This is a genomic window from Nocardiopsis sp. NPDC057823 (genome assembly GCF_042797335.1).
Taxonomy (GTDB): domain Bacteria; phylum Actinomycetota; class Actinomycetes; order Streptosporangiales; family Streptosporangiaceae; genus Nocardiopsis; species Nocardiopsis changdeensis.
In genome coordinates this window covers 63,422-86,680 of record NZ_JBHVLR010000022.1, presented here as the reverse complement: position 1 = coordinate 86,680, position 23,259 = coordinate 63,422, and the positions used below count along the sequence as shown (strand labels likewise).

17 protein-coding genes are annotated in these 23,259 nt (G+C 73.4%); 8 read left to right on the top strand and 9 right to left on the bottom strand.

What is annotated here, in order from left to right; translation table 11 throughout:
- Positions 1 to 76: 76 nt before the first annotated feature.
- On the bottom strand, positions 77 to 2,617 hold the full coding sequence (fxsT, locus tag ACFVNO_RS27200) for an FxSxx-COOH system tetratricopeptide repeat protein (RefSeq protein WP_355265045.1): 2,541 nt from the start codon (positions 2,615 to 2,617) through the stop codon (positions 77 to 79).
- A gap of 613 nt (positions 2,618 to 3,230) precedes the next feature.
- Between fxsT and ACFVNO_RS27195 the strand changes: the two genes are divergently transcribed.
- Together ACFVNO_RS27195 and ACFVNO_RS27190 are read left to right on the top strand one after the other, a co-directional pair.
- The gene (locus tag ACFVNO_RS27195; RefSeq protein WP_378896738.1) at positions 3,231 to 5,156 is read left to right on the top strand and encodes a tetratricopeptide repeat protein; all 1,926 of its coding nucleotides are present in this window, start codon (positions 3,231 to 3,233) and stop codon (positions 5,154 to 5,156) included.
- The gene (locus ACFVNO_RS27190) at positions 5,153 to 5,731 is read left to right on the top strand and encodes a hypothetical protein (protein WP_220560412.1); all 579 of its coding nucleotides are present in this window, start codon (positions 5,153 to 5,155) and stop codon (positions 5,729 to 5,731) included. Before ACFVNO_RS27195 ends, ACFVNO_RS27190 begins: the two co-directional genes overlap by 4 nt.
- On the opposite strand, the gene ACFVNO_RS27185 is transcribed toward ACFVNO_RS27190, so the two are convergent.
- From ACFVNO_RS27185 to ACFVNO_RS27170, 4 genes are all read right to left on the bottom strand, one after another.
- Complete coding sequence (locus ACFVNO_RS27185; RefSeq protein ID WP_378896733.1) at positions 5,643 to 6,977, bottom strand: MFS transporter; 1,335 nt, start codon at positions 6,975 to 6,977, stop codon at positions 5,643 to 5,645. The genes ACFVNO_RS27190 and ACFVNO_RS27185 overlap by 89 nt on opposite strands.
- A 235-nt stretch (positions 6,978 to 7,212) precedes the next feature.
- Entirely contained in the window at positions 7,213 to 8,358 is a 1,146-nt protein-coding gene (locus tag ACFVNO_RS27180) for an AAA family ATPase (RefSeq protein ID WP_378896730.1), read from the bottom strand.
- The gene (locus tag ACFVNO_RS27175; RefSeq protein ID WP_355265029.1) at positions 8,342 to 9,127 is read right to left on the bottom strand and encodes an RNA ligase family protein; all 786 of its coding nucleotides are present in this window, start codon (positions 9,125 to 9,127) and stop codon (positions 8,342 to 8,344) included. The genes ACFVNO_RS27180 and ACFVNO_RS27175 overlap by 17 nt, the downstream gene beginning before the upstream one ends.
- A gap of 95 nt (positions 9,128 to 9,222) precedes the next feature.
- Entirely contained in the window at positions 9,223 to 10,509 is a 1,287-nt protein-coding gene (locus ACFVNO_RS27170) for a DUF2786 domain-containing protein (RefSeq protein ID WP_378896727.1), read from the bottom strand.
- Between the two features lie 428 nt (positions 10,510 to 10,937).
- On the opposite strand from ACFVNO_RS27170, the gene ACFVNO_RS27165 reads away from it, so the two are divergent.
- Positions 10,938 to 12,458 carry a cytochrome P450 gene (locus tag ACFVNO_RS27165; protein ID WP_355265026.1) on the top strand — a complete coding sequence of 507 codons (1,521 nt, stop codon included), beginning with the start codon at positions 10,938 to 10,940 and terminating at the stop codon, positions 12,456 to 12,458.
- 51 nt (positions 12,459 to 12,509) lie between these two features.
- Here the strand turns inward: ACFVNO_RS27165 and ACFVNO_RS27160 are convergent, their stop codons facing one another.
- Genes ACFVNO_RS27160 through ACFVNO_RS27150 form a run of 3 tightly spaced genes read right to left on the bottom strand, consistent with a single transcriptional unit; the run spans position 12,510 to position 15,375 of the window.
- Positions 12,510 to 13,151, bottom strand: a complete 642-nt coding sequence (locus ACFVNO_RS27160; protein ID WP_355265023.1) for a lactate utilization protein C — start codon at positions 13,149 to 13,151, stop codon at positions 12,510 to 12,512.
- A complete protein-coding gene (locus ACFVNO_RS27155) occupies positions 13,148 to 14,587 on the bottom strand; it encodes a lactate utilization protein B (RefSeq protein ID WP_355265019.1) in 1,440 nt (479 codons plus the stop codon). The genes ACFVNO_RS27160 and ACFVNO_RS27155 overlap by 4 nt, the downstream gene beginning before the upstream one ends.
- Complete coding sequence (locus ACFVNO_RS27150) at positions 14,584 to 15,375, bottom strand: (Fe-S)-binding protein (RefSeq protein WP_220560422.1); 792 nt, start codon at positions 15,373 to 15,375, stop codon at positions 14,584 to 14,586. The genes ACFVNO_RS27155 and ACFVNO_RS27150 overlap by 4 nt, the downstream gene beginning before the upstream one ends.
- A 219-nt stretch (positions 15,376 to 15,594) precedes the next feature.
- On the opposite strand from ACFVNO_RS27150, the gene ACFVNO_RS27145 reads away from it, so the two are divergent.
- Entirely contained in the window at positions 15,595 to 16,308 is a 714-nt protein-coding gene (locus ACFVNO_RS27145) for an FCD domain-containing protein (protein WP_355265015.1), read from the top strand.
- A gap of 14 nt (positions 16,309 to 16,322) precedes the next feature.
- On the opposite strand, the gene ACFVNO_RS27140 is transcribed toward ACFVNO_RS27145, so the two are convergent.
- Positions 16,323 to 16,583 carry a hypothetical protein gene (locus ACFVNO_RS27140; RefSeq protein WP_378896809.1) on the bottom strand — a complete coding sequence of 87 codons (261 nt, stop codon included), beginning with the start codon at positions 16,581 to 16,583 and terminating at the stop codon, positions 16,323 to 16,325.
- 249 nt (positions 16,584 to 16,832) lie between these two features.
- On the opposite strand from ACFVNO_RS27140, the gene ACFVNO_RS27135 reads away from it, so the two are divergent.
- The 4 genes from ACFVNO_RS27135 to ACFVNO_RS27120 all read left to right on the top strand — a co-directional run bounded on the left by ACFVNO_RS27135 (position 16,833) and on the right by ACFVNO_RS27120 (position 23,131).
- A complete protein-coding gene (locus ACFVNO_RS27135; RefSeq protein ID WP_355265009.1) occupies positions 16,833 to 17,672 on the top strand; it encodes an ion transporter in 840 nt (279 codons plus the stop codon).
- 180 nt (positions 17,673 to 17,852) lie between these two features.
- Positions 17,853 to 19,541 carry a glucose-6-phosphate isomerase gene (gene pgi / locus ACFVNO_RS27130; protein WP_355265006.1) on the top strand — a complete coding sequence of 563 codons (1,689 nt, stop codon included), beginning with the start codon at positions 17,853 to 17,855 and terminating at the stop codon, positions 19,539 to 19,541.
- A 656-nt stretch (positions 19,542 to 20,197) separates the two neighbouring features.
- On the top strand, positions 20,198 to 21,223 hold the full coding sequence (locus ACFVNO_RS27125) for an ABC transporter permease (RefSeq protein ID WP_355265003.1): 1,026 nt from the start codon (positions 20,198 to 20,200) through the stop codon (positions 21,221 to 21,223).
- Between the two features lie 195 nt (positions 21,224 to 21,418).
- Positions 21,419 to 23,131: an ABC transporter substrate-binding protein gene (locus tag ACFVNO_RS27120; protein WP_378896806.1), complete on the top strand. Its 1,713-nt coding sequence runs from the start codon at positions 21,419 to 21,421 to the stop codon at positions 23,129 to 23,131.
- The last annotated feature ends 128 nt before the right edge of the window (positions 23,132 to 23,259 follow it).

Genomic DNA, 23,259 nt, shown 5'->3' with positions numbered 1-23,259 from the left:
CCCCAAGGGTGCGGCTCCCCACGGGGGTGCGGACCGGGCCGGTCGTGCGTTCCGGAACACACGACCGGCCCCGGTATCAGATCGGGATGGGGTCGAAGTCGAAGTGCAGCCGCCGTCCGTTGAGGAAGGCCTGGGTGAACTGGTGCTCGCGACCGTGGACCCGGACGAACAGCGGTTCGACCTGCTCGCGCAGCGCCTCCGCCTGCTCCGCCTCGTCCTCGGCCCGCAGATCCAGGGAGAGGTTGGCGGCGCAGTTGAGGGTCAGCGGGTGCTCCTCGCCGAGCAGCGCGCGAAGCCGTCGCAGGGTGCCTCTTCCCAGGAGGGCCGCGTTCTTGGAGTCCCCGAGTTCGGCCAGGTCGCCGGCCAGGTTCAGGGCGACGCCCAGGGAGAAGTGGTGGTCGCGGCCCAATTTGGCCTCCAGGCCCGCCAGGGACTTCTCGTTGAGCTGCCGGGCGCGTTCGGGGTCTCCCAGCATTCTGTACAGGAGGGCGACGTTGCTGGTGCAGCCGTGGTTGTAGGGGTGGGCGGCACCGTAGACGCTGTCGTAGCGCTGGTCGGTGTCCTCTGCCAGTTGCAGGGCCTCGCTCAGCGCCCCGGACATGCGCCAGGTGTTGGCCAGGCACATCGCCGCGGCCAGCGTGTGCGGATGGTCCAGGTTGTACAGCCGCAGGTGCCGGGAATGGCCGTCCTGGGCCAGGTCCAGGGCATGGTCCACGTCCCCCTGCAATCGAAGGGAGGTGGCCAGGTCGATCTGGACCCGGAGCGTACGCGGATGATCGGCGCCGAGCTGTTCGCGCCCGTAGGCCAGAGCGTCCTCTCCCAGGTCGCAGGCCTCGGTGTAGTTCCCCAGGAGCCGCATGACGATGGACAGGCCCGTGAGGTAGGCCAGCAGGATCGGTGACCCGGGCGTCCGGGTCTGCCGGTTGTGCAGCAGGTAGACGCGCTCACTGAGCTCCCTGGCCTTCTCGAACTCACTGGTGAGCGTGTAATCGATGGACAGGTTGTGCATGGCGCGCAGAGTCGCGGGATCCGTGGGTCCCAGGGCCTCCTTGTGGAGTTCCAGGGTCTGTTCGGCATGGGTCCGCGCTTGGTGGAAGTCCCCCGCCGCCTGCATGTCGGCGCCCAGACCCGAGAGTGCCATCAGGGTCAGGGGGTGGCTGCGTCCCAGGTGCTCCTCCGCCCGCTCCAACAGCGACCGGTTCAGGTCGTAGGCCTCCTGGTAGCGGCCCGACTCGCGCAGCCGGTTGCCGTACTTGATCTGAGCCTCCAGCACCTCCGGGATGTTCGGGCCGGAGTCCGCCGTCCAGCGGTCGATGAAGCCGCTCGCGTAGCGTTCGACCATCGAGTAGTTCCCCGAGGCGTACAGGAAGTCCAGGATGCCCAGAGCGAACTGGCGGACGTCGGCGAAGGTGCTCTCGGCGACGTTCGAAGGGTTCAGGTGCGGGATGAGCTCGAGGTAACGCGCACGGGAGGTCTGGTCGACCAGGTTGGGAGGGGCCGCAGCCGCCAGGAGGACCCAGACCTCCTCGCGGATGGGACGCCGCTGCTCCTCGCTCAGCTCCGCTCGCACCAGGGCCTGGATCAGCCGGTGCACCTGGATGGTGCGGTTGGCGTTGTCCAGCCGGATCAGGGCGTAGCGGGCCAGGTGGCCGATGGCGCGGCTCAGCCGGATGGGATTGTTCAGCAGCTCCGTCATCACCGGGCGGATCCGCTCGTCCTCCATCGGGAAGAAGATGTCCCGGGGAATGGGGTCGGGACCGAAGAACGAGCAGCATCGGAGCAGTTCCGTGGCCTCGGGCAGGTTCTCCTGGAGCTTGCTCACCGACAGCTGCCAGGCGGCGGTCATGGGCGCCGGGTACTCGGACGGCTTGCCCTCGCGCAGCAGGGAGGCCGGCTGGTCGGCGAGCAGCCTCAGGTACTCGGCGTTGGACATGCCCGTTTCCGCACGCAGGGCGCCGGCCTGTTCCAGGGCCAGTGGGAGGTGCCCCAGCGCCTCCGAGAGCTCCTCGGCCTCCTTGCGGCTGATGCCGCGCGGGATGCGCTTCTTGAGGAACTCCACACTCTCGGACTCGGGGAAGACGTCGACGGAAACGGTCTCGGCGATCGCCTCCCAGCGATGGTTGCGGGAGGTGATGAGCACATGCCCGTTTTCCCCGCCCTCGGGGATGACGTTGTGCAGGTCCTCGGGCTCATCCGCGTTGTCGTAGATCAGGAGCCACCTGCTGTGCGGTTCCCCTCGGCGGAGTGCGTCCAGGACGTTCTCTGAAGCCTCCTCGATGCCGGAGGAGTTCGCTCCGGGCAGGCCCAGGTAGGGGGCCAGGTGCGCGAGGGATGAGCGCACCAGGCCCGGCTGGTCGGCGTTGATCCACCACACCACGTCGTATTCGTGCCGGTAGAGATGGGCGTACTCCACCGCCATGAGGGTCTTGCCGACACCGCCGTAGCCGTGGAGCGCGTGCGGAACGACGGCGGTGATCTGGTTCATCAGCCCCGACCTGAGCTGTTCGAGCTGCCGGGTTCGTCCGGTGAAGTTCTTGCTGCGTGATGGCACCCCGCCCCAGACCTCGGGAAGGCGTTCGGAGGTCCGGTTGCTCTTCGGCTTGTGCACATCGGTCACTCGGTTATCCTCCGGATTCACATATGTCACACCGGAAACTTCTCTTCTGATTCCGGTTCGGGGGCAGATTGCGGTTCGGGGCTTCCGATTCCCGGTGTATTAATGAAGACAGGTGGACTTCAGGGTAGGACATCGACCAGTGGAAGGACAGTGGGGAGAGGGCTGGAAAGTTCACGGGAGGCGCGCGACAATGGTCTGTGAAAGTCGTCGAACATCGCACTTGCCCAGGTGCGGGGAAGAGTGGACGGTGAGAATCCAGGAACCGGTCGGGTGTCTTCCCGAGCTCCCCATCTCGGGATGGACCTTGCACGACGTGGACGCCTTCGGCGAGACCGCCATCGCAGCCGCGCTGCGGACGATCCTCGATCCTGAAGGAGCGGACGGCGAAGCCGTGGCCGCCTTCGAGAACGACAAGTAGGAGAGGGGGACCGCGCTCCGGCGCGGTGCCGGGGCGGCGGTGTCCACGAGGCTTCCGGGACCGGCGCCTCTGCTCAGGGGCGGCGGATTCCGTGCGGGAACCGTTCCGGTTCGCGAGGGCGGCCGGGCGGGATTCGCCCCCACTTCTCGCACGGTTGCTTCCGACGTTCTGTTGTCGCTGGTCAGGTGCTATTCCATGAAACAAGACGACATCGATCGTGAGAAGCCCCCGGGGCCGTTCATCGGTTCGCGGCCTTTCCGTGCCCTGGATCGCCTTTTCTTTCACGGACGCGAGAAAGAGACCGCGGAACTCGTCTCCGCGTGGCGGAACCACCGCCTCACCGTTCTGCACGGCGACACGGGGGTCGGGAAGACCTCCCTGCTGCACGCGGGCGCCGTCCCCGCGATCACCGACCGGGCCGGAGAAGTGCTGGCCGACGGCGGCCGGCGGTGGTCGGACGCGGGGCTGCCCGCCGCCGTCCTGCCCGACCAGAACCCCTACACCCGCGCGCTGGTCTCCTCCTGGGACCCCGACGGCCCTCCCGGCCGCTCCGTCGCGGACCTGGTCCGTGCCCGCGCCCGCGCCGACCGTTACGGTCTGCCGGTCCCGGTGTTCGCGGCCGTGGACCGGCTGGAGTTCCTCCTGCGCCCCGGCGGAGCGGACGAACAGAGCCGGCGCGACCTGCTGGAGGAGCTGTTCTCCTGCCTGGAGGAACCGGGGGAGCTGCGCCTGCTGCTCTGCGTGCGGGCCGACCACTGGGACGAACTGCGCGGCCTGCTCGACAAGCACGCCCTGCGGTTCGCCGAGGTCTCCCTGGGCCCGCTGTCGGTCCGGGCCGCGGCCGACGCCGTCGACCGCTCCCTGGAACGCGTGGGGCACGGACTGGACCCGGGACAGGGACGGCTGCTCGCCCGGGCGCTGGCCGCCGCGGCCCCGGGAGGGGACGGCGACGGGACCGTGGACCCGGGGCTGCTCCAGCTCGCCGGCCGGGCGATGTGGGAGGAACGCGCCGACCGGGACCGGTCCCTCAGCGGGGATCCGGACACCGACACCGACCGGGCCCTGCGCGCCCATACGGCCCGCGTCCTGGCGGAGACGGCGGCCGAGTGCCTCCTGTCCCCCCGCGCGCTGCGGGGCTGGCTCGACCGCGTCCTGGTGTCGGGGGACCAGGGGATGCGGCCCTTCCGCGGCGGCGAGAACGCCGCCCGCGCGCTCCAGGACGGGCACCTGCTGACCCGGCACCACGCCGACGGCGCCTATGTGGTGCGGCACCCCCGCCTGGCCGGGCCCCTGGCCTCCCCGGGCCGGCTTCCCGAGATCCCCCGCGACGCCGGCGCCCACTTCTCCTTCGCGTGCCGCAACAGGGAGCAGGGCGATCTCCCGGTGGCCCGCGAGCACGCGCGCAGGGCCCTGGCCGCCCGGCCGGTGCCCCGGTCCGGGGGGCGCGCCCGGATCGTCTCCCTGCTCGGCGACCTGGCCTTCCAGGAGGGCGACCTCCCCTCCGCGGCCCGTCTGTACCAGGAGGCGGCCGGCCTGTGGGCCTCGGCGGGGGAGGGCACGGCCGTGGGGTACGTCCTGGTCGCACAGGCCCGCTGCCTGCTGCTGGCCCGCGACCGGCCCGCCGCGCTGAACGTCCTCGGGGCCTCGGCCGGCCGGGCCGGCACCGACCCCGGGCTGCAGACGGGCCTGGGCCAGGCCCTGTGGCACGCGGGCCAGGCCGAGTCGGCCCTGGACGTCCTGGACAGGGTGCTGGCCCGCGACGCGACCAGCACCGAGGCCCGCCGGACCCGGGGCGAGATCCTCGCCGACCAGGGGGAGGCCGCCTCCGCGCTGCGCGACCTGGAACGTCTGCGGACCCCGGACAGCCCGTCCACCCGGACCGCCCGGGCCCTGGCCCAGGCCACCCTGTCCGGTGTCGGCACCTGGTCGGAGGAGCTGGACGAGGCCCTGGCCCAGGCCCCCGACAGCGGCCCTGTCCTGCTGCGCGCGGCCCGGGTGCGACGCCTGCGCGGGGACCGCGACCTCGCCGCCCGGCTGGCGGTACGCGCGGTCAGGGCGCACCATCCGCCCCTGCCACCGCACCAGGTGTCCACCGCCGCGCGGCTGTCGGAGGAGGGGTGACGGGAGTCCTGGCCCAGCTGTCCGATCCGACCGTGCTCGTCGCGCTCATCACGGGGGTGACCACCGCGACGGCCACCATCACCGCCTCGGCCGTCACCGGCGGGCGGGCGGTCAGGGCCGAGGGCGAACGGGCCCGCCACGCCCTGGAGGCCGAGCGCGTCCGCTGGGAGCGGGAGGACCGGGACCGTGGGGCGGAGTCCTTCGAGCAGCGGGTCGACGACGTCCGCAGCACGGTGCTGCGCTTCAACGTCACCGCCCGGTGGATCCTGCACGTGCGCAGGACGGGTCCCTCGGGACAGGGAGGGGACGACCTGGCCGGGCTGCTGGAGCGGCTGCCCGACGAGGTGTTCGCCGCGCTCACCGCCGTCGAGCGGCTGCGGACGGCCCTGCCCGAGCGGGAGCGCGGCCTGGCCGCGGAGCTGGCGGGGGCGGTGGAGGAGGTCTCGACCCGGGTGATCTCGCGGGAGCACATCACCCCCGACGAGATCAGGGAAGGGCCGGACGCGGCGCTGCGGCGCCTGCTGGACGCGGTCTCCCCGCCGCCGACCGTTCCAGAACAGGGAGCAGGAGCGTGACGGCCAGCGCGACCACCCCGACCCCGGCCAGCAGCAGCACGGAGGCCGTCCTCGGGGACAGATACTCCAGCAGGTAGCCGCCGCACACCATGCCCAGGGGCAGGGCGCCGCTGGTGAAGACCCGGTCGGTGCCGACGACCCGGCCCAGGAGCCGCGGGGGGACGTGCAGGGCGCGGTAGGTGCCGCGCGTGACGTTGATGTGGGCGCCGACGAACCCGATGGTCCCCCAGGTCAGGGGCAGCCCCACCATGAGCCAGTGCGGGTCCAGGCTCAGGGCCAGCACCAGCACGCCCAGGGACAGCACCCAGGTCCACACGCACAGGGCCACCATGCGCGGGACCGAGACCCTGCTCACCAGGTGCGGCGCCAGGGCCGAGCCGAGCAGCCCCCCGACCCCGGTGGCCGCCAGGATCGCGCCGATGAGGTGGGGCGGCAGCCCCCGGTCGGTGGCCACCAGCATGATGACCAGCCACACCACCTGGAACACGGCGTTGGTGACGGCGCACACCACGAGCGTCAGCGTCAGCAGGCGGTCGCGGAGCAGCAGGACCAGTCCGGCGGAGAACTCGCGGACCAGGGAAGGGCGCCGATCGGGCGCGGGCCCGTCCTCCGGGCGCATCCCGCGCGGAAGGAAGACGGTCCCCGCCAGCACGCACAGCGACACGACGGCGTTGGACAGCACGGGCGCCCACGCCGCCAGCCCGAACAGGAACCCGCCCAGGGGCCGACCGATCATCTGGGTGCCGTGGACGTGGGCCTCGTTCTTGGCGGAGGCGGCGGCGAGCTCGCTCCTGGGCACCAGGCAGGGGACGGCGATGGTCGCCGCCGCCTCGAACAGCGTCGAGCAGACGGCGTGCAGAGCCGTCGCCGCGGCGAGCAGGTGGACCGGCGCCGACCACAGGACCACCGGGGCCACCAGCAGGACGATGACCATGAGCCGCCCCGTCTGGGCGGCCAGCATCACCCGGCGCGGGTCCCCGCGGTCGGCCAGGACCCCCAGGGGCAGGTGCAGCACGAGGTTGGGGACCAGCCCGGCCGCGGCGATCCAGGCCGCCGTCACGGGCGAACCCGACTGCGCCAGGGCGAGCAGCGGCACCATCAGGGTGAAGGTCATGGTGCCCAGGCCGTTGAGCGCCCCGCCGCTCCACAGCAGGGCGAAGTGGCGCCGCCACGGGGGGCGGGCGCCGGTGTTCTCGGGAACGGGGGGCGGTGCCGCGGCGCGGGTCCGGGCGGTCACCCCGTCCATGCGGAGGTCTCGGGCATGGCCTCGGAAGGAAGTCGACGTCGTTGTCCGACGGCGGCCGGGGACCCGGTGGCATCCCCGTGGTGCCGTCTTCTCCTACCTGCCTCGGTGGCCGGATGGGCCGTGAGGCGGCGCCGCGACCGTGTGTCGTCCGTGCGGCGCCGCAGTGGGACGGCGACAGCTTAATGCGCTGCGGGAGCGCATGCGCCCGCAACACGTCAACAGCGGGTGAAGTCGATCAGGGCCCGGTGCCGACGAGGGTGAGGCGGTGGGCCTCGGTCGGGTCCGGGTGCTCCCAGCGGCCGACGAGGCGGTCGACGACCGCCGCCGGGACGGGGGCGGGGCGGCGGTCCAGGCGGGCGCGCAGCACCCCGGGCGGGGCCTCCACGGCGGTGATCTCCACGCGGGCGCCGTAGGCGGCGGCCAGTCCGGTGCAGCGGTCGCGCAGCGAGCGGGAGATGTTGGTGGCGTTCCAGACGAAGGACCGCCGTGCCCGCAGGTGCTCGCGGGCGCGCTCGTGGGCGGCGGCCGCCACGGGCCGCTGGTCGTCGGTGGGCCTCACGCCCAGCTCCGCGCGGATCGCGTCCAGGCCCACCACCGGCAGGCCGGGGCGTTCGCGGGCGATCCAGGTGTCCTTGCCGGCGCCGGGCAGGCCGGACATGACGGTGACGGTCATGCGGGTGTCGTCGTAGGCGTCGTGGTCGGGGTCGCGGTCGGGGCGGCGGAAGAACCAGAACCGGGCGTGGTCGGAGGGGAAGGCGCGCGGGCGGTCCAGGCAGGCCTGCTCGGCGCAGTACTCGCGGTACAGGCCGATGTTCTCCAGCACCTCGGCGGTGTCCCGGCAGTGGCGGCCCAGGATGTCGGCGGTGGCGAGCAGAGCCAGGTCGTCGTTGCGGGCGGTCAGGCTCACCCGGAACGCGATGCTGCGCAGGTCGGGGCGTTCCAGTGCCCAGAACGGCACCTGGTGGTGGCGTACCAGCGCCGCCACGTGCTCGCGTTCGGCGACGGGGGCGCCCAGCCGCCACAGGAGGGCGCGCACCATGAGGTCGCCGCGGCGGGAGTGGCCGTGGGCGGTGACGCGGCCGTCGTCCTCGCGGCGGGTGCACAGGGGTTTGGCGACGTCGTGCAGCAGTACGGCGACGAACAGCCGCGCCCGCTCGTCGGCGGGCCGGGCCCGCCATTCGGGCAGGGAGGCCAGCGCCTCGCAGGCCATGCGGGTGTGCACGGCCACGTCCCCCTCGGCGTGGTGGACCGGGTCCTGTTCGACGCCCTCCAGGGCGCGGACCTCGGGCAGGGCGTCGCGCACCCGGTCCCAGTCCAGGTCCCAGGAGGGCGGGGCGGGGCACAGCCCGGCCAGGTCGGCGTACTCAGTGGGCGTCCGCATAGAGCACCTCCGGGTCGGCCAGGCCGTTGGCGATGAGGGGGCGGTCCATCCAGTGCGTCCCCGAGTCCAGGACGGCGGTGGTGAAGTCGGCGCGCACCCACTTGTAGCGGTCGACGGTGCGCCCGCCCTCCTCGACCTTGATGTACAGGCCCTCCATGAGATCGGAGCCGTCGCTCTCGGCCAGGGCGCGGTCGGGGTCGGCGCCGCCGGCGCGGGCGGCCTCGGCCAGGGCCTCGCGCCAGCGCGGGGTGCGGCATGTGGAGGGGCCCACCAGGGCGGTGAGGTCGGCCAGACGGTCCAGGGGGCCGGTGTGCAGCACGGGCACCGACGCGACGGGCAGCCCGGCCAGCATCTCCCGCCGCGCGGGGGTGTCCAGGAAGGCGCCGTCGCGGGTGTCGAGGATGTCGAACTCGCAGAACAGGTGGGGCAGCGCGTCGTAGTACACGGTGTGCTTGGCGTACATCCACTCGCCGTACAGCACGTACCGGTCACCCAGGCGCTCGCGCAGGCGCGGGGCGAGGGTGGCGGCCCAGGCCTTGAACGGCGCGAACTGCCGCTCGCGCGGGCCGCCGGTCAGGTAGTGCCCGCGGCTCTGCAGGAGCAGCTCGCCGCCGGGGCCGAAGCCGATCCCGGCGTTGGCGCCGTCGAGCTTCTCCTCCACGACCAGGTGCCGTCCGGCGATGGCGGAGAAGGGGACCGCGGACAGGTCCCGGTCACCGGGCTGCAGGCGCGATCCGTGGATGTGCCGGGTCCGCGGGTACTTGTGCATGGGGACCGTTCTAGCGCGGCACGGGGACCGGCGGCCAGGGATTTTCCGGCCCCCGCCGGTGCCCGCCGGACCCCGCCGGGCGGCCCCGGCCGGGCTCAGCGGCCGGTGACGGGGCGGCGCGAGCCCAGGGAGGCGGCGTCGGCGGCGGCCCGCCCGGCGTTCCACCCGTCCTCGCTGTAGGGCCCGCGCATCCGCGAGTAGGTGAGCTCGCCGAACGCCTGCTCCACGGCCTTCTCCACCTCGCGCTCGCGGGCGGCGAACAGCGGCACCAGGTCGCGTCCGGCCTCGGCCTGGGCCGCGTCGCGGACGCTGCGGGCCGCCTCGGCGAGGCGTTCGCCCACGCGCACCGCGAACGCCGACATGAACGAGGACCGGAAGTCCCTGCCCGCCCGGCGCCCGGACCGGTCGCGCACCGAGCTGCCCGCCCGCATCGCCGCCTCGGCCTGCACCAGCAGCGAGGTGAACAGCAGGTCCACGGCGTCGACGTCGTCGGGGAAGCCCATGACGGTGCACGTCTCCAGCTCGCGGTGCCACACCGCCCGGCAGTGGTTGGCCTCGGCGACCTCGTGCAGCAGCACGGCCTTGGAGTCGTCGTAGGGGGCGTCCACGGGCACCCGCCGGGCGTACCCGGCCTCGGAGGACTCCTCCTCGTCGGCCTCCAGCAGCGCCCGGTCGATGCTGTGCCGGGCCATGAGCTCCTGGGCGCGGGCACTGAGCGCTTCGGCCTCCTCGGGGAACTCGGTGGACTCGGCCTTGGCCAGCAGGGCCCGGACCCGGGCGAGCTTGCCCCGGTCGACCTCGGTGCGCGCGCGGGAGGGGCGTACCCGGCCGGGGCGGTGGGAGCCGGGCACGTCCATGAGGCGCTGCAGCGGCGGCAGCGCGCGCAGCGCGGCCAGGGTCCGCAGCACCAGCTCGACGGCCTCGAAGCGCAGCAGGCCGTGGGCCCGGCCCAGGTGCTCCAACGGGTCGGCGACGGTCTCCAGGGCGCGCACCTGCGCGGTCCAGGCGGGGTCGACGGTGGCGGGGGAGTGGCGCTCCAGGTCGGCGGCGGCCGCGTGGGCTCCCACCGCCGCGGCGGCCGGACCCAGCAGGCGGTCCAGGCGGCGCACGGCCTCGGCGGGCTGCCAGCCGCGCGCCCACACCGACCCGGCCGCGTCGCGCAGGGCCGCGGTCAGGGCCTCTTCGGCGGCGCGCGCCCGGGCCGGGTCCTCGGTGTCGGCGAGCAGCGCCGCCGCCAGGTCGACGCCACCGCCGCCGCGACCCGTGACCAGGGCGTCGACGGCCTCGGTGACGATGTCGGCCGCGGGGGACGCGGGCGCGGGGCCGTCCCAGTCGGGCACGGCCCGCTCGCGCGGCGCGCGCCGCTGCTTCCTGCTCCCCACCCGTGGCCCCCGTGTCCCGTCGTTCGTGGTCGGTGGACGATCCTACCGAGCGGCGCAGGCCCGCCCCGCACGTGAGAGAACGGAAATACCCGTGAAAAACGTCCGGTCCGGAGTATCCGCGGCTTCGCCGGGGAAAGGGGTCCGTGCCGCGCATTCGCCCGACAACCGCCCCCGCCGGCCGTACGGATCGCGCTTCCGGCGCCCGATCCGCCCGGTCGGCGGCGGTTCCGTGCGCCTCGGTCCGCAACGGCCGGAACGTCACCGTCGGTCCGCCGGAACGCCGAACACGTGCCATATCCCTCAATCCGGTCTCGCCCCCGACCGGGATCGAGTGTCGGTCGCGGAAAGGTGGACCTTTCCTCGCGGAAGCATTCCGGAAACATCCCGGTCCTAGCGTCTCCTGCATCCGCCGCCACCGAGGAGTCTCCATGAACCAGGGAACCGGCCCCGCCGACCATGAGGGCCCCTCGGCCGCGGGCCCGGCCCGCTGCCCCTACAGTGCGAACGGGGCCCTGGCACTGCACCGAGGAGGCGAGCTGCCCTGGCGGCAGCTGCGCGAACGCCACGGCGGACTGGTCCCGGTGGAGCTGGACCCGGGCGTCCCGGGCTGGCTCCTGCTGGGCTACAAGGAGAATCTCCAGGCCCTGCGGGACCAGACCCACTTCTCCGCGGACCCGCGCCCCTGGCGCGCGGGCGGGGGACCGGCGCGCACCGAGGCGCTGGGACACGACGGGGCCGAGCACCAGCGCCTGCGGATCCCCATCGTGGACGCGCTGGCCAGGGTCGGCACCTCGCAGCTGGTCCCCGTCGTGGAGCGCGCCGCGGTGCACCTGCTGGGCCGGGTCGCCGCCGAGGGCGCCGCCGACCTCATCGGCCGGTACGCCGCCCCGCTGCCCGCGATGGTCCTCAACGAACTGTTCGGCCTGCCCGACGAGTACGGGCGGATGCTCGCCGACCTCGCCGAGCGGTCCTGGAGCGGGGACCCCGAGGAGACGGCGCTCGCCGCGCGGGCGGTGCGCGGCTACTTCCAGGGGCTGGTGGAGCGCAAGCGCCGCGAACCCGGCGAGGACCTGGCCGGCCACCTGCTGGCCCACCCCAACGCGCTCACCGACGAGGAGGCGGTCGAGGCGCTGACCCTGCTGTGGCGGTCCGGGCACGAGCCCACCACCCACCTGATCGGCAACGCCCTGCTCAAGCTGCTGGAGGACCCCGGCGTGTGGACCGCCTACCTGGGCGGCACCCTCACTCCGGAGGACTTCATCGACTACGTCATGTGGACGGACTCTCCCCTCCAGGTGCTGGCGGGGCGCTACTCCACCATGGACATCCGGTTCTCGGGCGCGCACATCCGCCGGGGCGAGCCCCTGCTGTTCGGGCTGGCCTCGGCGCACACCGACCCGTCGGTGTCGCGGCACGGCGAGGACGCGATGGTCCTGGCCGGGAACCGGTCCCACCTGTCGTGGGGCGCGGGCGCCCACCGCTGCCCGGCCACCGCGTTCTCCCGGGAGCTGGTGCGCACCGCCGTCGACCTCGCCGTGGACCGGCTGCGCGGCATGGTGCTGGCGGTGGAGCCGGCCGACCTGCGGTGGCGGCACTCGCTGTCGGTGCACGGGCTGGAGGAGCTGCCGGTGTGGTTCACCGCCACCGGCGAGCGGGTGGAGCAGGGACAGGGAGATGAGCCCCGGGAGAGGAGGCCGGCCCGCACCTGGATCCGGCGCAGGCGCCGCCCCGCGGCCCAGGGCGCCCGGTACCAGGCGCCGCTGGCCCGGTCGGGCGGGGAGGACGGGAGCGACGGGGAGCGGACCGAGGCGGTGGCCGTCGCGCCCCGGCCCCGCAGGCACCGGTCCCCGCAGGGCGCGGGCGCCCGGTACCAGGCGCCCTTCGCGGAGAAGGAGGCGGCCCCCGACCCGCTGGACCGGCTCCTGGCGCACTGGCGGCCCCGCGGCTGAACGCCCGCCGCACCGGCCCGGGGTCCTCCCGGGCCGGCGCGGCGGAGGGCTTCAGGGGCCGGTCTCGACCAGCAGGACCTCCAGGGTGCGGGGGCCGTGCACCCCCTCCACCCGGTTCAGCTCGATGTCGCTGGTGGCCGACGGCCCGCTGATCCAGGTCAGCGGGCGGGCCGGGTCGAGCAGGCGCACCGCCTGGGGCACCCCGTCCACGACCTGGTCGGCGCGCACGACGCACAGGTGGTAGTCGGGGACCAGGGAGATGGCGCGCCGGCCCTGGTCGGGGCCGCCGTCCAGCACGATCGTCCCGGTCTCGGCGATCGCGACCGCGCACGCGGTGACCACCCCGTCGGCGGCGTCCAGCTCGTGCACCCCCAGGGGCGCCTCCCGCGAGTCGGCCAGGGTCTCGACGCCGGCCTGTTCCGTCCACTCGCCGGGCAGCCCCTGGGGCACCACCACACGGCGGGCGCCGCGCCGGGCCAGGGCCGCGGCCACCTCCGCGCCGACCCGGTCGGCGGGCACCCGGTGCACCAGCGCCTTGTAGTCGACCAGCCGGTCCTCGAACACCTCCAGGGTGGGGCCGACCGCGTGGGAGTCCAGGTAGGTCCGTTCGCGCGGACGGTGCACCGGCTCGTCGGCGGGGACGTCGGCCAGGGCGGCCCGCACCCGGGCCAGGATCGCCTCCTTGGCGCTCATCGGTCCTCCTCCCGCGCACTGTCGCGCTCGTTCCACCAGCGTCGGAACGACTCCGCCGGGACGTCGGGGACGTCGCGTGTGTCGGTCCAGGCCCCGGCGAGCCCGGGCAGGTGCCGGGGGACCAGGCCGCGGCCCAGCCCGGCGGCGCGCTGGACCGCGCCCAGGGCCCGGGAGGACGAGAACACCGTCTCCGCCCCCGCCATCAGGGCCTTCTCGCCCGCGTGGCCGCGGCGCCCGGCGACCTCCTCGCGCAGGTGCACCAGCACCTCGGGGATGTCGATGGCGACGGGGCACACCTCGTAGCAGGCGCCGCACAGCGAGGACGCGTACGGCAGGGCCTCGTCGACCTCCGAGCCCATCCCGCGCAGCTGCGGGGTGAGGATCGCGCCGATCGGGCCCGGGTAGACGGAGCCGTAGGAGTGGCCGCCGGTGCGCTCGTAGACCGGGCAGGTGTTCAGGCAGGCCGAGCAGCGGATGCAGCGCAGCGCCTGGCGGCCCACCGTGTCGGCCAGCACGTCGGTGCGGCCGTTGTCCAGCAGCACCAGGTGGAACTCCTGCGGGCCGTCGCCCGGGGTCACCCCGGTCCAGGTGGAGGTGTAGGGGTTCATCCGCTCGCCCGTGGAGGAGCGCGGCAGCAGCTGCATGAACACCTCCAGGTCGTTCCAGGTCGGGACGATCTTCTCGATGCCCACCACCGAGATGAGGGTCTGCGGCAGGGTCAGGCACATGCGCCCGTTGCCCTCCGACTCCAGCACCACGAGCGTTCCCGAGTCGGCCACCGCGAAGTTGGCGCCCGAGACGGCCGTGCGGGTGCGCAGGAACCGCTCGCGCAGGTGCGTCCGGGCGGCCTCGGCCAGCGCCCGCGGATCGTCGGTCAGCCCGGGCGGGGCGGGCGTGCCCCACTCGGCCATCTGCTCCAGGAAGATCTCGCGGATCTGGGAGCGCCCCAGGTGGATGGCGGGCACCAGGATGTGCGAGGGCAGGTCCTCGCCCAGCTGGACGATCAGTTCGGCCAGGTCGGTCTCGTAGGCGGTGATGCCCGCGGCCTCCAGGGCGTTGTTGAGCTCGATCTCCTGGGTGGCCATGGACTTGACCTTGACCACGTCGGTCTCGCCGGTGGCCCGCACCAGACCGGTGACGATCCGGTTGGCCTCGGCGGCGTCGCGGGCCCAGTGGACGTGCCCGCCCGCGCGGGTCACCGACTCCTCCAGCTGCTCCAGGTAGTGGTCGAGGTGGCGCAGGGTGCGGTTCTTGATCTCGGCGCCCTCGGCGCGCAGCCGCGCCCAGTCCTCGCCCAGCTCGTCCACCACCAGGCCGCGCTTGTCGCGGATGGTGTGGGTGGCCTTGCGCAGGTTGTAGCGCAGCCGCGAGTCCCGCACGGCGGTGCGGGCCGCCTCGGGGAAGGGCGGCATGCCCAGGAACGTGGCGCTGCTCATCGGGTCGCGCCCTCCTTCTCGGTCCGGCCCCGGCCGGTCTGTTCGGTCCCGGCGCCCTCGAAGTCCTTCTCGGTGCTCGCCAGGATCTCGGCGATGTGGGCGACCCTCATCCCGGCGCGCTGGCGCGAGAGGATGCCGCCGATGTGCATCAGGCAGGAGTTGTCCACGGCGCACAGCACCTCGGCGCCGGTCTCCAGGGCGTGGCGGGCCTTGTCGGCGCCCATGGCCGAGGAGACGTCGCCGTTCTTGACCGCGAACGTGCCGCCGAACCCGCAGCACTCGGTGGCCCCGGGCAGCTCGACCAGCTCCAGGCCGCGCACCGCGCGCAGCAGCTCGTAGGGGCGGTCGCCCAGGCCGAGCATGCGCAGCCCGTGGCAGGTGGGGTGGTAGACGACCCGGTGCGGGTAGTAGGCGCCCACGTCGGTGACGCCCAGGACGTCCACGAGGAACTCGGTGAGGTCGTACACGCGCGGGGCCAGGGCGGCGACCTTGCGGGACAGGCGGCTGCCGCTGCCGCCCAGGCGCGGGTAGTTGTCGCGGACCATCGCCGCGCAGGAGGCGGAGGGCACCACGACCGCGTCGGCGTCCTCGAAGGTGCGCACGAACCGCACGGCGAGCCTGCTCGCGGGGCGGCGGTAGCCGGTGTTGTAGTGCATCTGCCCGCAGCAGGTCTGGTCCGGGGGGAAGACGACCTCGTGGCCGAGCCGCTCCAGGAGGCGCACCACGGCCCGGCCGGTATCGGGGAAGAGCGTGTCGTTGACACAGGTGATGAAGAGCGCGATCCGCATGGGCCTCCTTCGTGCCGCGCCGGACCGGCGGCGGCCTGCTCGCCACGAGCCTCTGAGTGGTCAGACCACTTTGTCACACGCGAACAGAAAAGAGCAAGAACCAGCCCCTTGATTCAGATATGGAGGTGTCGTCGGATCGAATTGGTATGATCACTTGCCCGGGGAGGTGATCAGAAGGCGTCCCCGGCGCAACGACCACAGGGAGCGGAGGGGTGCTGCATGGACGACCGGACCCCGGTCACCCAGCGGGCCGTCGAGCGCATCAAGGAGATGATCGCCTCCGGCGAGGTCGGCCCCGGCCAGCGCCTGCCCACCGAACGCGACCTCGCCGCCCGTCTGGACATCTCCCGCAGCTCCATGCGCGAGGCCATCCGCTCCCTCACCACCCTGGGCGTCCTGGAGGCCCGCCACGGAGCCGGCGTCTACGTCACCGCCTTGCGCCCCGCCGACCTGTTGGAGACCTTCTCCGTACTGGCCGAGGTCTCCCGCGGCGACACCCTCCTGGAGGTCCTCCAGGTCCGCCGGATGATCGAGCCCGCCGCCACCGCCCTGGCCGCCGCCCGCGCCACCGACGACGACCTGAGGCGCATCGGCACGCTCCTGGACCGCATCGACGGCGCCCCCGCGACCGAGGCCGAGACGGTCGCCGCCGACCTGGGCTTCCACCAGGCCATCGTCGCCAGCACCGGCAACGCCACCCTGGCCGCCGTCAGCCAGGGCCTGTCGTCGCGGACCTTCAACGCCCGGGTGTGGGCCGGGCACCGCGAGGCCGGGTTCACCGACGAACTGCGCGAGGACCACCGGCGCATCCACGAGGCCCTGCTGGCCCGCGACCCCGACGCGGCCCGCGCCGCCGCCACCGTCCACGTCATGCGGGTGGAGCGCTGGCTCGCCGCCGACCTGGCCGACCGCGACGGGGCCCCGGGGGCCTGAACCGCGGCCGCCCCTCACACACCGCGTTCGCGCAGCCGCTCGGCGAACTCCTCGGCCCGCAGCACCCGGGCCAGGTCCTCGCGCCGCGGCGCGGGCGCCCGCCCGTCCTGCGGCCCCTCCTGCGGATCGGGCGCCTGCTCGGCGACCTCCCTGCGCAGCTCGTCGCCGATCCCCAGGGAGCCGCGGTCCTCGATCTCGTCGATCCGCAGGCCGTGCGGGTGGTCGAGCAGGTACTCGGCCACCGCGCTGTCCTGGTCCGGGGCGCCCACGTCCATGTCGGCGTCCACGTCGTCGATGTCCTCGGACCGCTCCCAGCGCTCCCCGTCCGACCCCTCGCTTGCTCCGGCCACGGGCGTCCCCCTCACCCTCGGTCATCCCTACTTTCCGATCATGCCTGGTCGAGGCGGGGTATTCCAGTGTCGGAGCGGACAGAGCAGGGCAAGGGGGAAAGCGGTGTCGGTTACGGACGGTAGGCTTTTCCGGCCGAACCCCGACCCTCCCCCAGGAACGGAGCCCCCTGTCCCGTGACACTGCGCCAACGGGTCCGCACGATCGTCGACGCCTCCTGGTTCCAGGGCACCGTCGTCACCCTCATCCTCGTCAACGGCGTCATCCTCGGTGTGGAGACCTCGCCCCGGATCATGGAGGAGCACGGAACGCTCCTGCACGGCATCGACCTGTGCATCCTCGCGCTGTTCGTGGTCGAACTGCTGCTGCGGATCTACGCCCACCGGGCGGAGTTCTTCCGCGACCCGTGGAGCTGGTTCGACCTGGTGATCGTGGGCATCGCCCTGCTGCCCACCTCCGGGCCGTTCTCGGTCCTGCGGGTGCTGCGCGTGCTGCGGGTCCTGCGGCTGCTCTCGGTCATCCCCAGCCTGCGCCACGTGGTCGCCGGGCTGTTCCGGGCGCTGCCCGGCATGCTGTCGATCCTGTTCCTGGTCATCCTGCTGCTGTACGTGGCGGCGGTGATGGCCACCCGGCTGTTCGCCGACGTGTCCCCGCAGTACTTCGCCGACCTGCCCACCTCGCTGTTCACGCTGTTCCAGATCGCCACCGCCGACGGGTGGGGCACCATCGCCAAGGACGTCATGGAGCACATGCCGATGGCGTGGATCTTCTTCGTCGTCTTCGTGCTGGTGTCGACACTGGTCGCCCTGAACCTGTTCATCGCCGTGGCCGTGGAGGCGCTGGAGAAGGACGACGACCGGCCCGGGGGCGGCGGTGAGGGCCCGGTCGGCGGCGGCCGCGCCGGCCCCGACGGAGAGGGGCCCGACGGGCAGCGCCTCATCCTCGCCGAGCTGCGCGCCCTGCGCGCCGAGGTGGCGCAGCTGCGCCGCGAGCGCGAGGAGGTCGGCCGGGGCTGACCCGCCCCGTCCGGCGGGAGCGGAACAAGGCCGCCGGGGCCGGGGTTGTGGAAAACGCCGCGCGGGCCCGCGGACGTGGCAAGGTGGTCTTCACAGCCGCGGCGCGGACGTGCGGGCACGGTCCGAGCCCCGTGCCGCCCGCCGCGCACCTGGACCTTACGGACGACGAGGAGCGACCGGATGTCTGCCACACCCCTCCCCCGCACAGAGGACACCGGAGAACGGGCCGGGACGGCCCCGGCCCTGGACCGCAGGGACGAGTGGGCGGCCCTGGGCGCGCACCGCGAACGGCTGGCCGGCACCCACCTGCGCGACCTGTTCGAGGCCGACCCCGCCCGCGCCGACCGGTTCACCCTCGACGTCGGCGGCCTGCACGCCGACTACTCCAAGAACCTCGTCACCGACGAGACCCTGCGCCTGCTGGCCGACCTGGCCGGGGCGACCCGGGTCGCCGGGCTGCGCGACGCCATGCTGCGCGGCGACCACGTCAACCTCACCGAGGACCGGGCCGCGCTGCACACCGCGCTGCGCGCGCCCCGCTCGGCGGTGATCGAGGTGGACGGCCGGAACGTGGTCCCCGAGGTGCACGAGGTCCTGGACCGGATGGCGGAGTTCGCCGACCGGGTGCGGTCCCGGCGCTGGCTCGGCCACACCGGGCAGCCGGTGCGGAGGATCGTCAACATCGGCATCGGCGGCTCCGACCTGGGCCCGGCCATGGCCTACGAGGCGCTGCGGCCCTACAGCGACCGGGGCCTGGAGTTCCGGTTCGTGTCCAACGTCGACGGTGCCGACCTGCACGAGGCGCTGGTGGACGCCGACCCCGCCACCACCCTGTTCGTCATCTCCTCCAAGACCTTCACCACGATCGAGACCATCACCAACGCCACCGCGGCCCGCCGGTGGCTGGTGGAGGGCCTGGGCGCGGAGGAGGCCGTCTCCCGGCACTTCGTGGCGGTCTCCACCAACGCCGAGGAGGTGGCCCGGTTCGGGATCGACACCGGGCACATGTTCGGCTTCTGGGACTGGGTGGGCGGCCGCTACTCCTACGACTCGGCCATCGGCCTGTCGCTGATGGTCGCCATCGGTCCGGAGCGGTTCCGGGAGATGCTCGCCGGGTTCCACCTGATGGACACCCACTTCGCGACGGCGCCGGTCGAGCGCAACCTGCCGTTCCTGCTGGGGCTGCTCGGCGTCTGGTACGGCGGGTTCTGGGAGGCCGAGAGCCACGCGGTGCTGCCCTACAGCCACCACATGTCCCGCTTCGCCGCCTACCTCCAGCAGCTGGACATGGAGTCCAACGGCAAGTCGGTGCAGCGCGACGGGCGGCCGGTCGGGTGGGCGACCGGGCCGATCGTGTGGGGCACCCCGGGCACCAACGGCCAGCACGCGTACTTCCAGCTGCTGCACCAGGGCACCCGGTTCGTGCCCGCCGACCTCATCGGGTTCGCCGAGCCGGCGCCCGACCTGCCCGAGGCGCTGGTGCCCCAGCACGACCTGCTGATGGCCAACATGTTCGCCCAGGGACAGGCGCTGGCCTTCGGCAAGACCGCGGAGGAGGTCGCCGGGGAGGGGGTCCCGGCCGGGCTGGTCCCGCACCGCACCTTCGCCGGGAACCGCCCCACCACCACCATCCTGGCCGAGCGGCTCAGCCCATCGGTGCTGGGGCAGCTGGTGGCCCTGTACGAGCACAAGGTGTTCGTCCAGGGGGCGGTGTGGAACATCAACTCCTTCGACCAGTGGGGTGTGCAGCTGGGCAAGGTGCTGGCCAAGCGGGTCGAGCCGGCGCTGACCGAGGGGGCGCGGGTGGAGGGGCTGGACGCCTCCACGGCCGGGCTGGTGGCCCGGTACCGCACGCTGCGCGGACGCTGACCGGCGGCGGCCCCCGCCGCCGCGGGCGGGGGCCGGGCCCGCTGCGGGTCCCTCCCTGGGAAGGTACGGCCGGTGCCCCGGCGGACGCACCCCGGGCCGCGCCCGCCCCCGGATGGCGCGCCGGGGCACCGCCCTCCCAGGCTGTCGACCTCCCGGGCCGGTGCCCCTCGGGGCCGTCGGTCCCGCGGGCCGCGGAACCTCCAGACCGGCGGGCTCACGCACCGCACCGCCCCGCCCCGGACCGGTGCCCTTCGGGGCCGCCGGCCCCGCGGACCCAGGAGTCCCCAGGCCGCCGATCTTCCGGTCCGCCGAACCCCGAACCGTTGTTTTCCCGGGCGCCGAGCTTCTAGGCCGCCGGCCTTCGGGACCCGGTGCCCTGCCGGTCCGCCGAGCCCCGGACCGGGGTCGACGAGCCTCCGGGCCGGCGGCCGGTGGGGGCGGTGACGGCCGGGGCGCCGCACGCCCCGGACCGGCGGGAACGGGGGAACGCGGGGCCGGGATCGGGCCGCGGCGGTACGGCGGGTTCCGGGGCGTCCTGCGCGTTCCGGGCGCAGGCCGGGGTTCCGGCGCGGATGTTGGAAATCGGCACGCCACTCGTGCAAGCTCTACGTAGTCGATCTACTACGTAAAGCGACCTACGGGGGGCAGGGCCACACATGACCGCGCCGATGGACGTGCCCGAGTCGTCCCAGCACGCCGAGCCCGAAGCCGTGGCCGCGGGGGCGAAGAACGCCGCCGGCCGCTCGCTGCGCCAGATCGCCTGGCAGAGGTTCCGCAAGGACAAGGTCGGCATGGCCGGCGGCATCGTCGTCATCCTGCTCATCCTCGTCGCGGTCTTCGCCCCGCTGCTGACCGCCTGGTTCGGCTACCCGCCCAACCAGTTCAACCAGCAGCTCGTCGACCCCCTCACCGGCGGGGTCCTGCGCGACCCCGCGAACCCCGCCCTGGGCCTGGACCCGTGGGGCGGGATCAGCGCCGACCACCTCCTGGGCGTCGAGCCCGTCAACGGCCGCGACCTGTTCAGCCGCATCGTCTACGGCGCCCGCACCTCGCTGCTGGTCGCCACCGTCGCCACCCTCGTGTGCGTCGTCATCGGGACCGTCCTGGGCGTCGTGGCGGGGTACTTCGGCGGCTGGGTCGACACCGTCATCAGCCGGGCCATGGACATCTTCCTGGCCTTCCCGCTGCTGCTCTTCGCCATCGCCCTGGTGGGCGTCATCCCCGACGGGGCCTTCGGCCTCACCGGCAACGGGCTGCGCATCGGCGTGCTGATCTTCATCATCGGGTTCTTCAACTGGCCCTACATCGGGCGCATCGTGCGCGGGCAGACCCTCACCCTCAAGGAACGCGAGTTCGTCGAGGCCGCCCGCAGCCTGGGCGCGGGCAGCGCGCACATCGTGTTCAAAGAGATCCTGCCCAACCTCGTCACTCCGATCCTCGTCTACTCCACCCTGCTCATCCCCACCAACATCCTGTTCGAGGCGGCCCTGAGCTTCCTGGGCGTGGGCATCAACCCGCCCACGGCCACCTGGGGCGGCATGCTGGAGAACGCGCTGCGCTTCTACACGACGTCGCCGCACTTCGTGATCATCCCGGGTCTGGCCATCTTCGTCACCGTGCTCGCGTTCAACCTGTTCGGCGACGGCCTTCGGGACGCCTTCGACCCGCGCTCCTCCGACTGACCTCCCCGGCCGCCGCCCGCCCAGGGCGGGCCGGCCTCGGGCCGTGCACCGCTCACGGCCCCGGCGGGACCGATCCCGGTTCCGCAGCAACCCGATCCTGGAGGCAAGGTGAACACCCACCACCACGGCACACCCCCGGCGCCCCGCAGGCGCCGGTTCGCGGCCCCCGCGGCCGCCGGCACGGCCCTGGCCCTGATGCTGACCGCGTGCGGCGGCGGGGGCGGAGGCGGCGGAGGAGGGGAGGTCGACGCGGAGTTCAACCAGGCCGAGACGGAGATGGTCAACCCGTCCGACCAGACCGGCGGCACCCTCCGGTACGCCATCTCCTCGGACTTCGACTCCCCGGACCCGGGCAACACCTACTACGCGTTCAGCTGGAACTTCACCCGCTACTACGCGCGCACCCTGCTCACCTACACCGAGGCTCCGGGGGAGGAGGGCACCCAGCTCCAGCCCGACCTGGCCGAGGCCATGCCCGAGGCCAACGAGGACTCCACCGAGTGGACCGTCCGCCTCAAGCCGGGGCTCAAGTACGAGGACGGGACGGAGATCACCGCCCAGGACGTCAAGTACGCGATCGCCCGCAGCAACTTCGGCGACCAGGCCCTGCCCAACGGTCCCAAGTACTTCCAGCAGCTGCTGGCGGACAGCGAGGACTACGAGGGGCCCTACGCCACCGACGGGGACCCGCTGGAGGGCTTCGACGGCATCGAGACGCCGGACGACCACACCCTGGTCTTCCACCTCAACGAGAGCTTCTCGGAGTTCCCCTACATCCTCATCCAGCCGCAGACCGCGCCGGTGCCGCCCGACGCCGACCGCGGCGAGCAGTACCAGAGCCGGGTGGTCTCCTCCGGGCCGTACAAGTTCGACGGGGAGTACCGGCCGGGCGTGTCCCTGAACCTGGTCCGCAACGACCAGTGGGACGCCTCGACCGACCCCACCCGCCGGGCGCTGCCCGACCGTATCGAGGTGCAGCTGGGCGTCGACCAGAACGAGATCGACCAGCGCCTGGTCAACGGCGAGCTGGACGTGGACCTGGGCGGTGTCGGCGTGGGTCCGGCGATGCGCGGCACCCTCATCACCGACGAGGCCCGGCGCGCCAGCGTCGACAACCCGCAGACCAACACCCTGCGCTACGTCAACATCAACACCGTGGTCGAGCCGCTGAACAACCTGGCCTGCCGCGAAGCGGTCATGTTCGCCGCCGACCGGGACGCCCTGCACCGGGCCTGGGGCGGTGAGACCGGTGGGGACATCGCCACCCAGATCATGCCCTCGGCGCTGCCCGGCGCCGACCCGAGCATCGACCCGTACCCGTCCGACGACAACAAGGGCGACCTGGACAGGGCCCGGGAGAAGCTGGAGGAGTGCGGGCACCCGGACGGGTTCTCCACCTCCATCGGCGCCCGCGCCGACCGGCCCTCGGACGTGAGCACCGCCGAGGCCGTCCAGCAGGCGCTGGCCCGGGTGGGCATCGAGGTCGAGATCAAGCAGTACCCGTCCGACACCTACACCAACACCCAGGCCGGGTCCCCGGACTTCGTCCACGAGAACGACCTGGGGCTCACGGTGTACGGCTGGGCCCCGGACTGGGCCACCGGCTACGGGTTCATGAGCAAGATCCTGGACGGCGACGCCATCCAGGACGCGGGCAACGCGAACATCTCCGAGCTCGACGACGACCAGGTCAACGGCTGGTTCGACGAGGTCGTCACGGTCGAGGACCCCGAGGAGCGCTCCTCGATCTACACGCAGATCGACCAGCGGGCCATGGAGCAGGCGGTCATCCTGCCCGCGGTGTTCGAGCGCACCGTGATGTACCGGCCGCCGAACCTGACCAACGTGTACTACCACGCCGGCTACAGCATGTACGACTACATGTCCTTGGGCACCACCAACAGCTGACGGTGACCCGCCAGGGGCGGCGGCCCGCCGCGACGCGGGCCGCCCCCCCCCCCCCGGTGCCGGGGGCCCCGGGGCCACCCCCGCCCCACCCCGCGGCGGCGGGGCCCTGGGCGGGGGGTGCACCACCC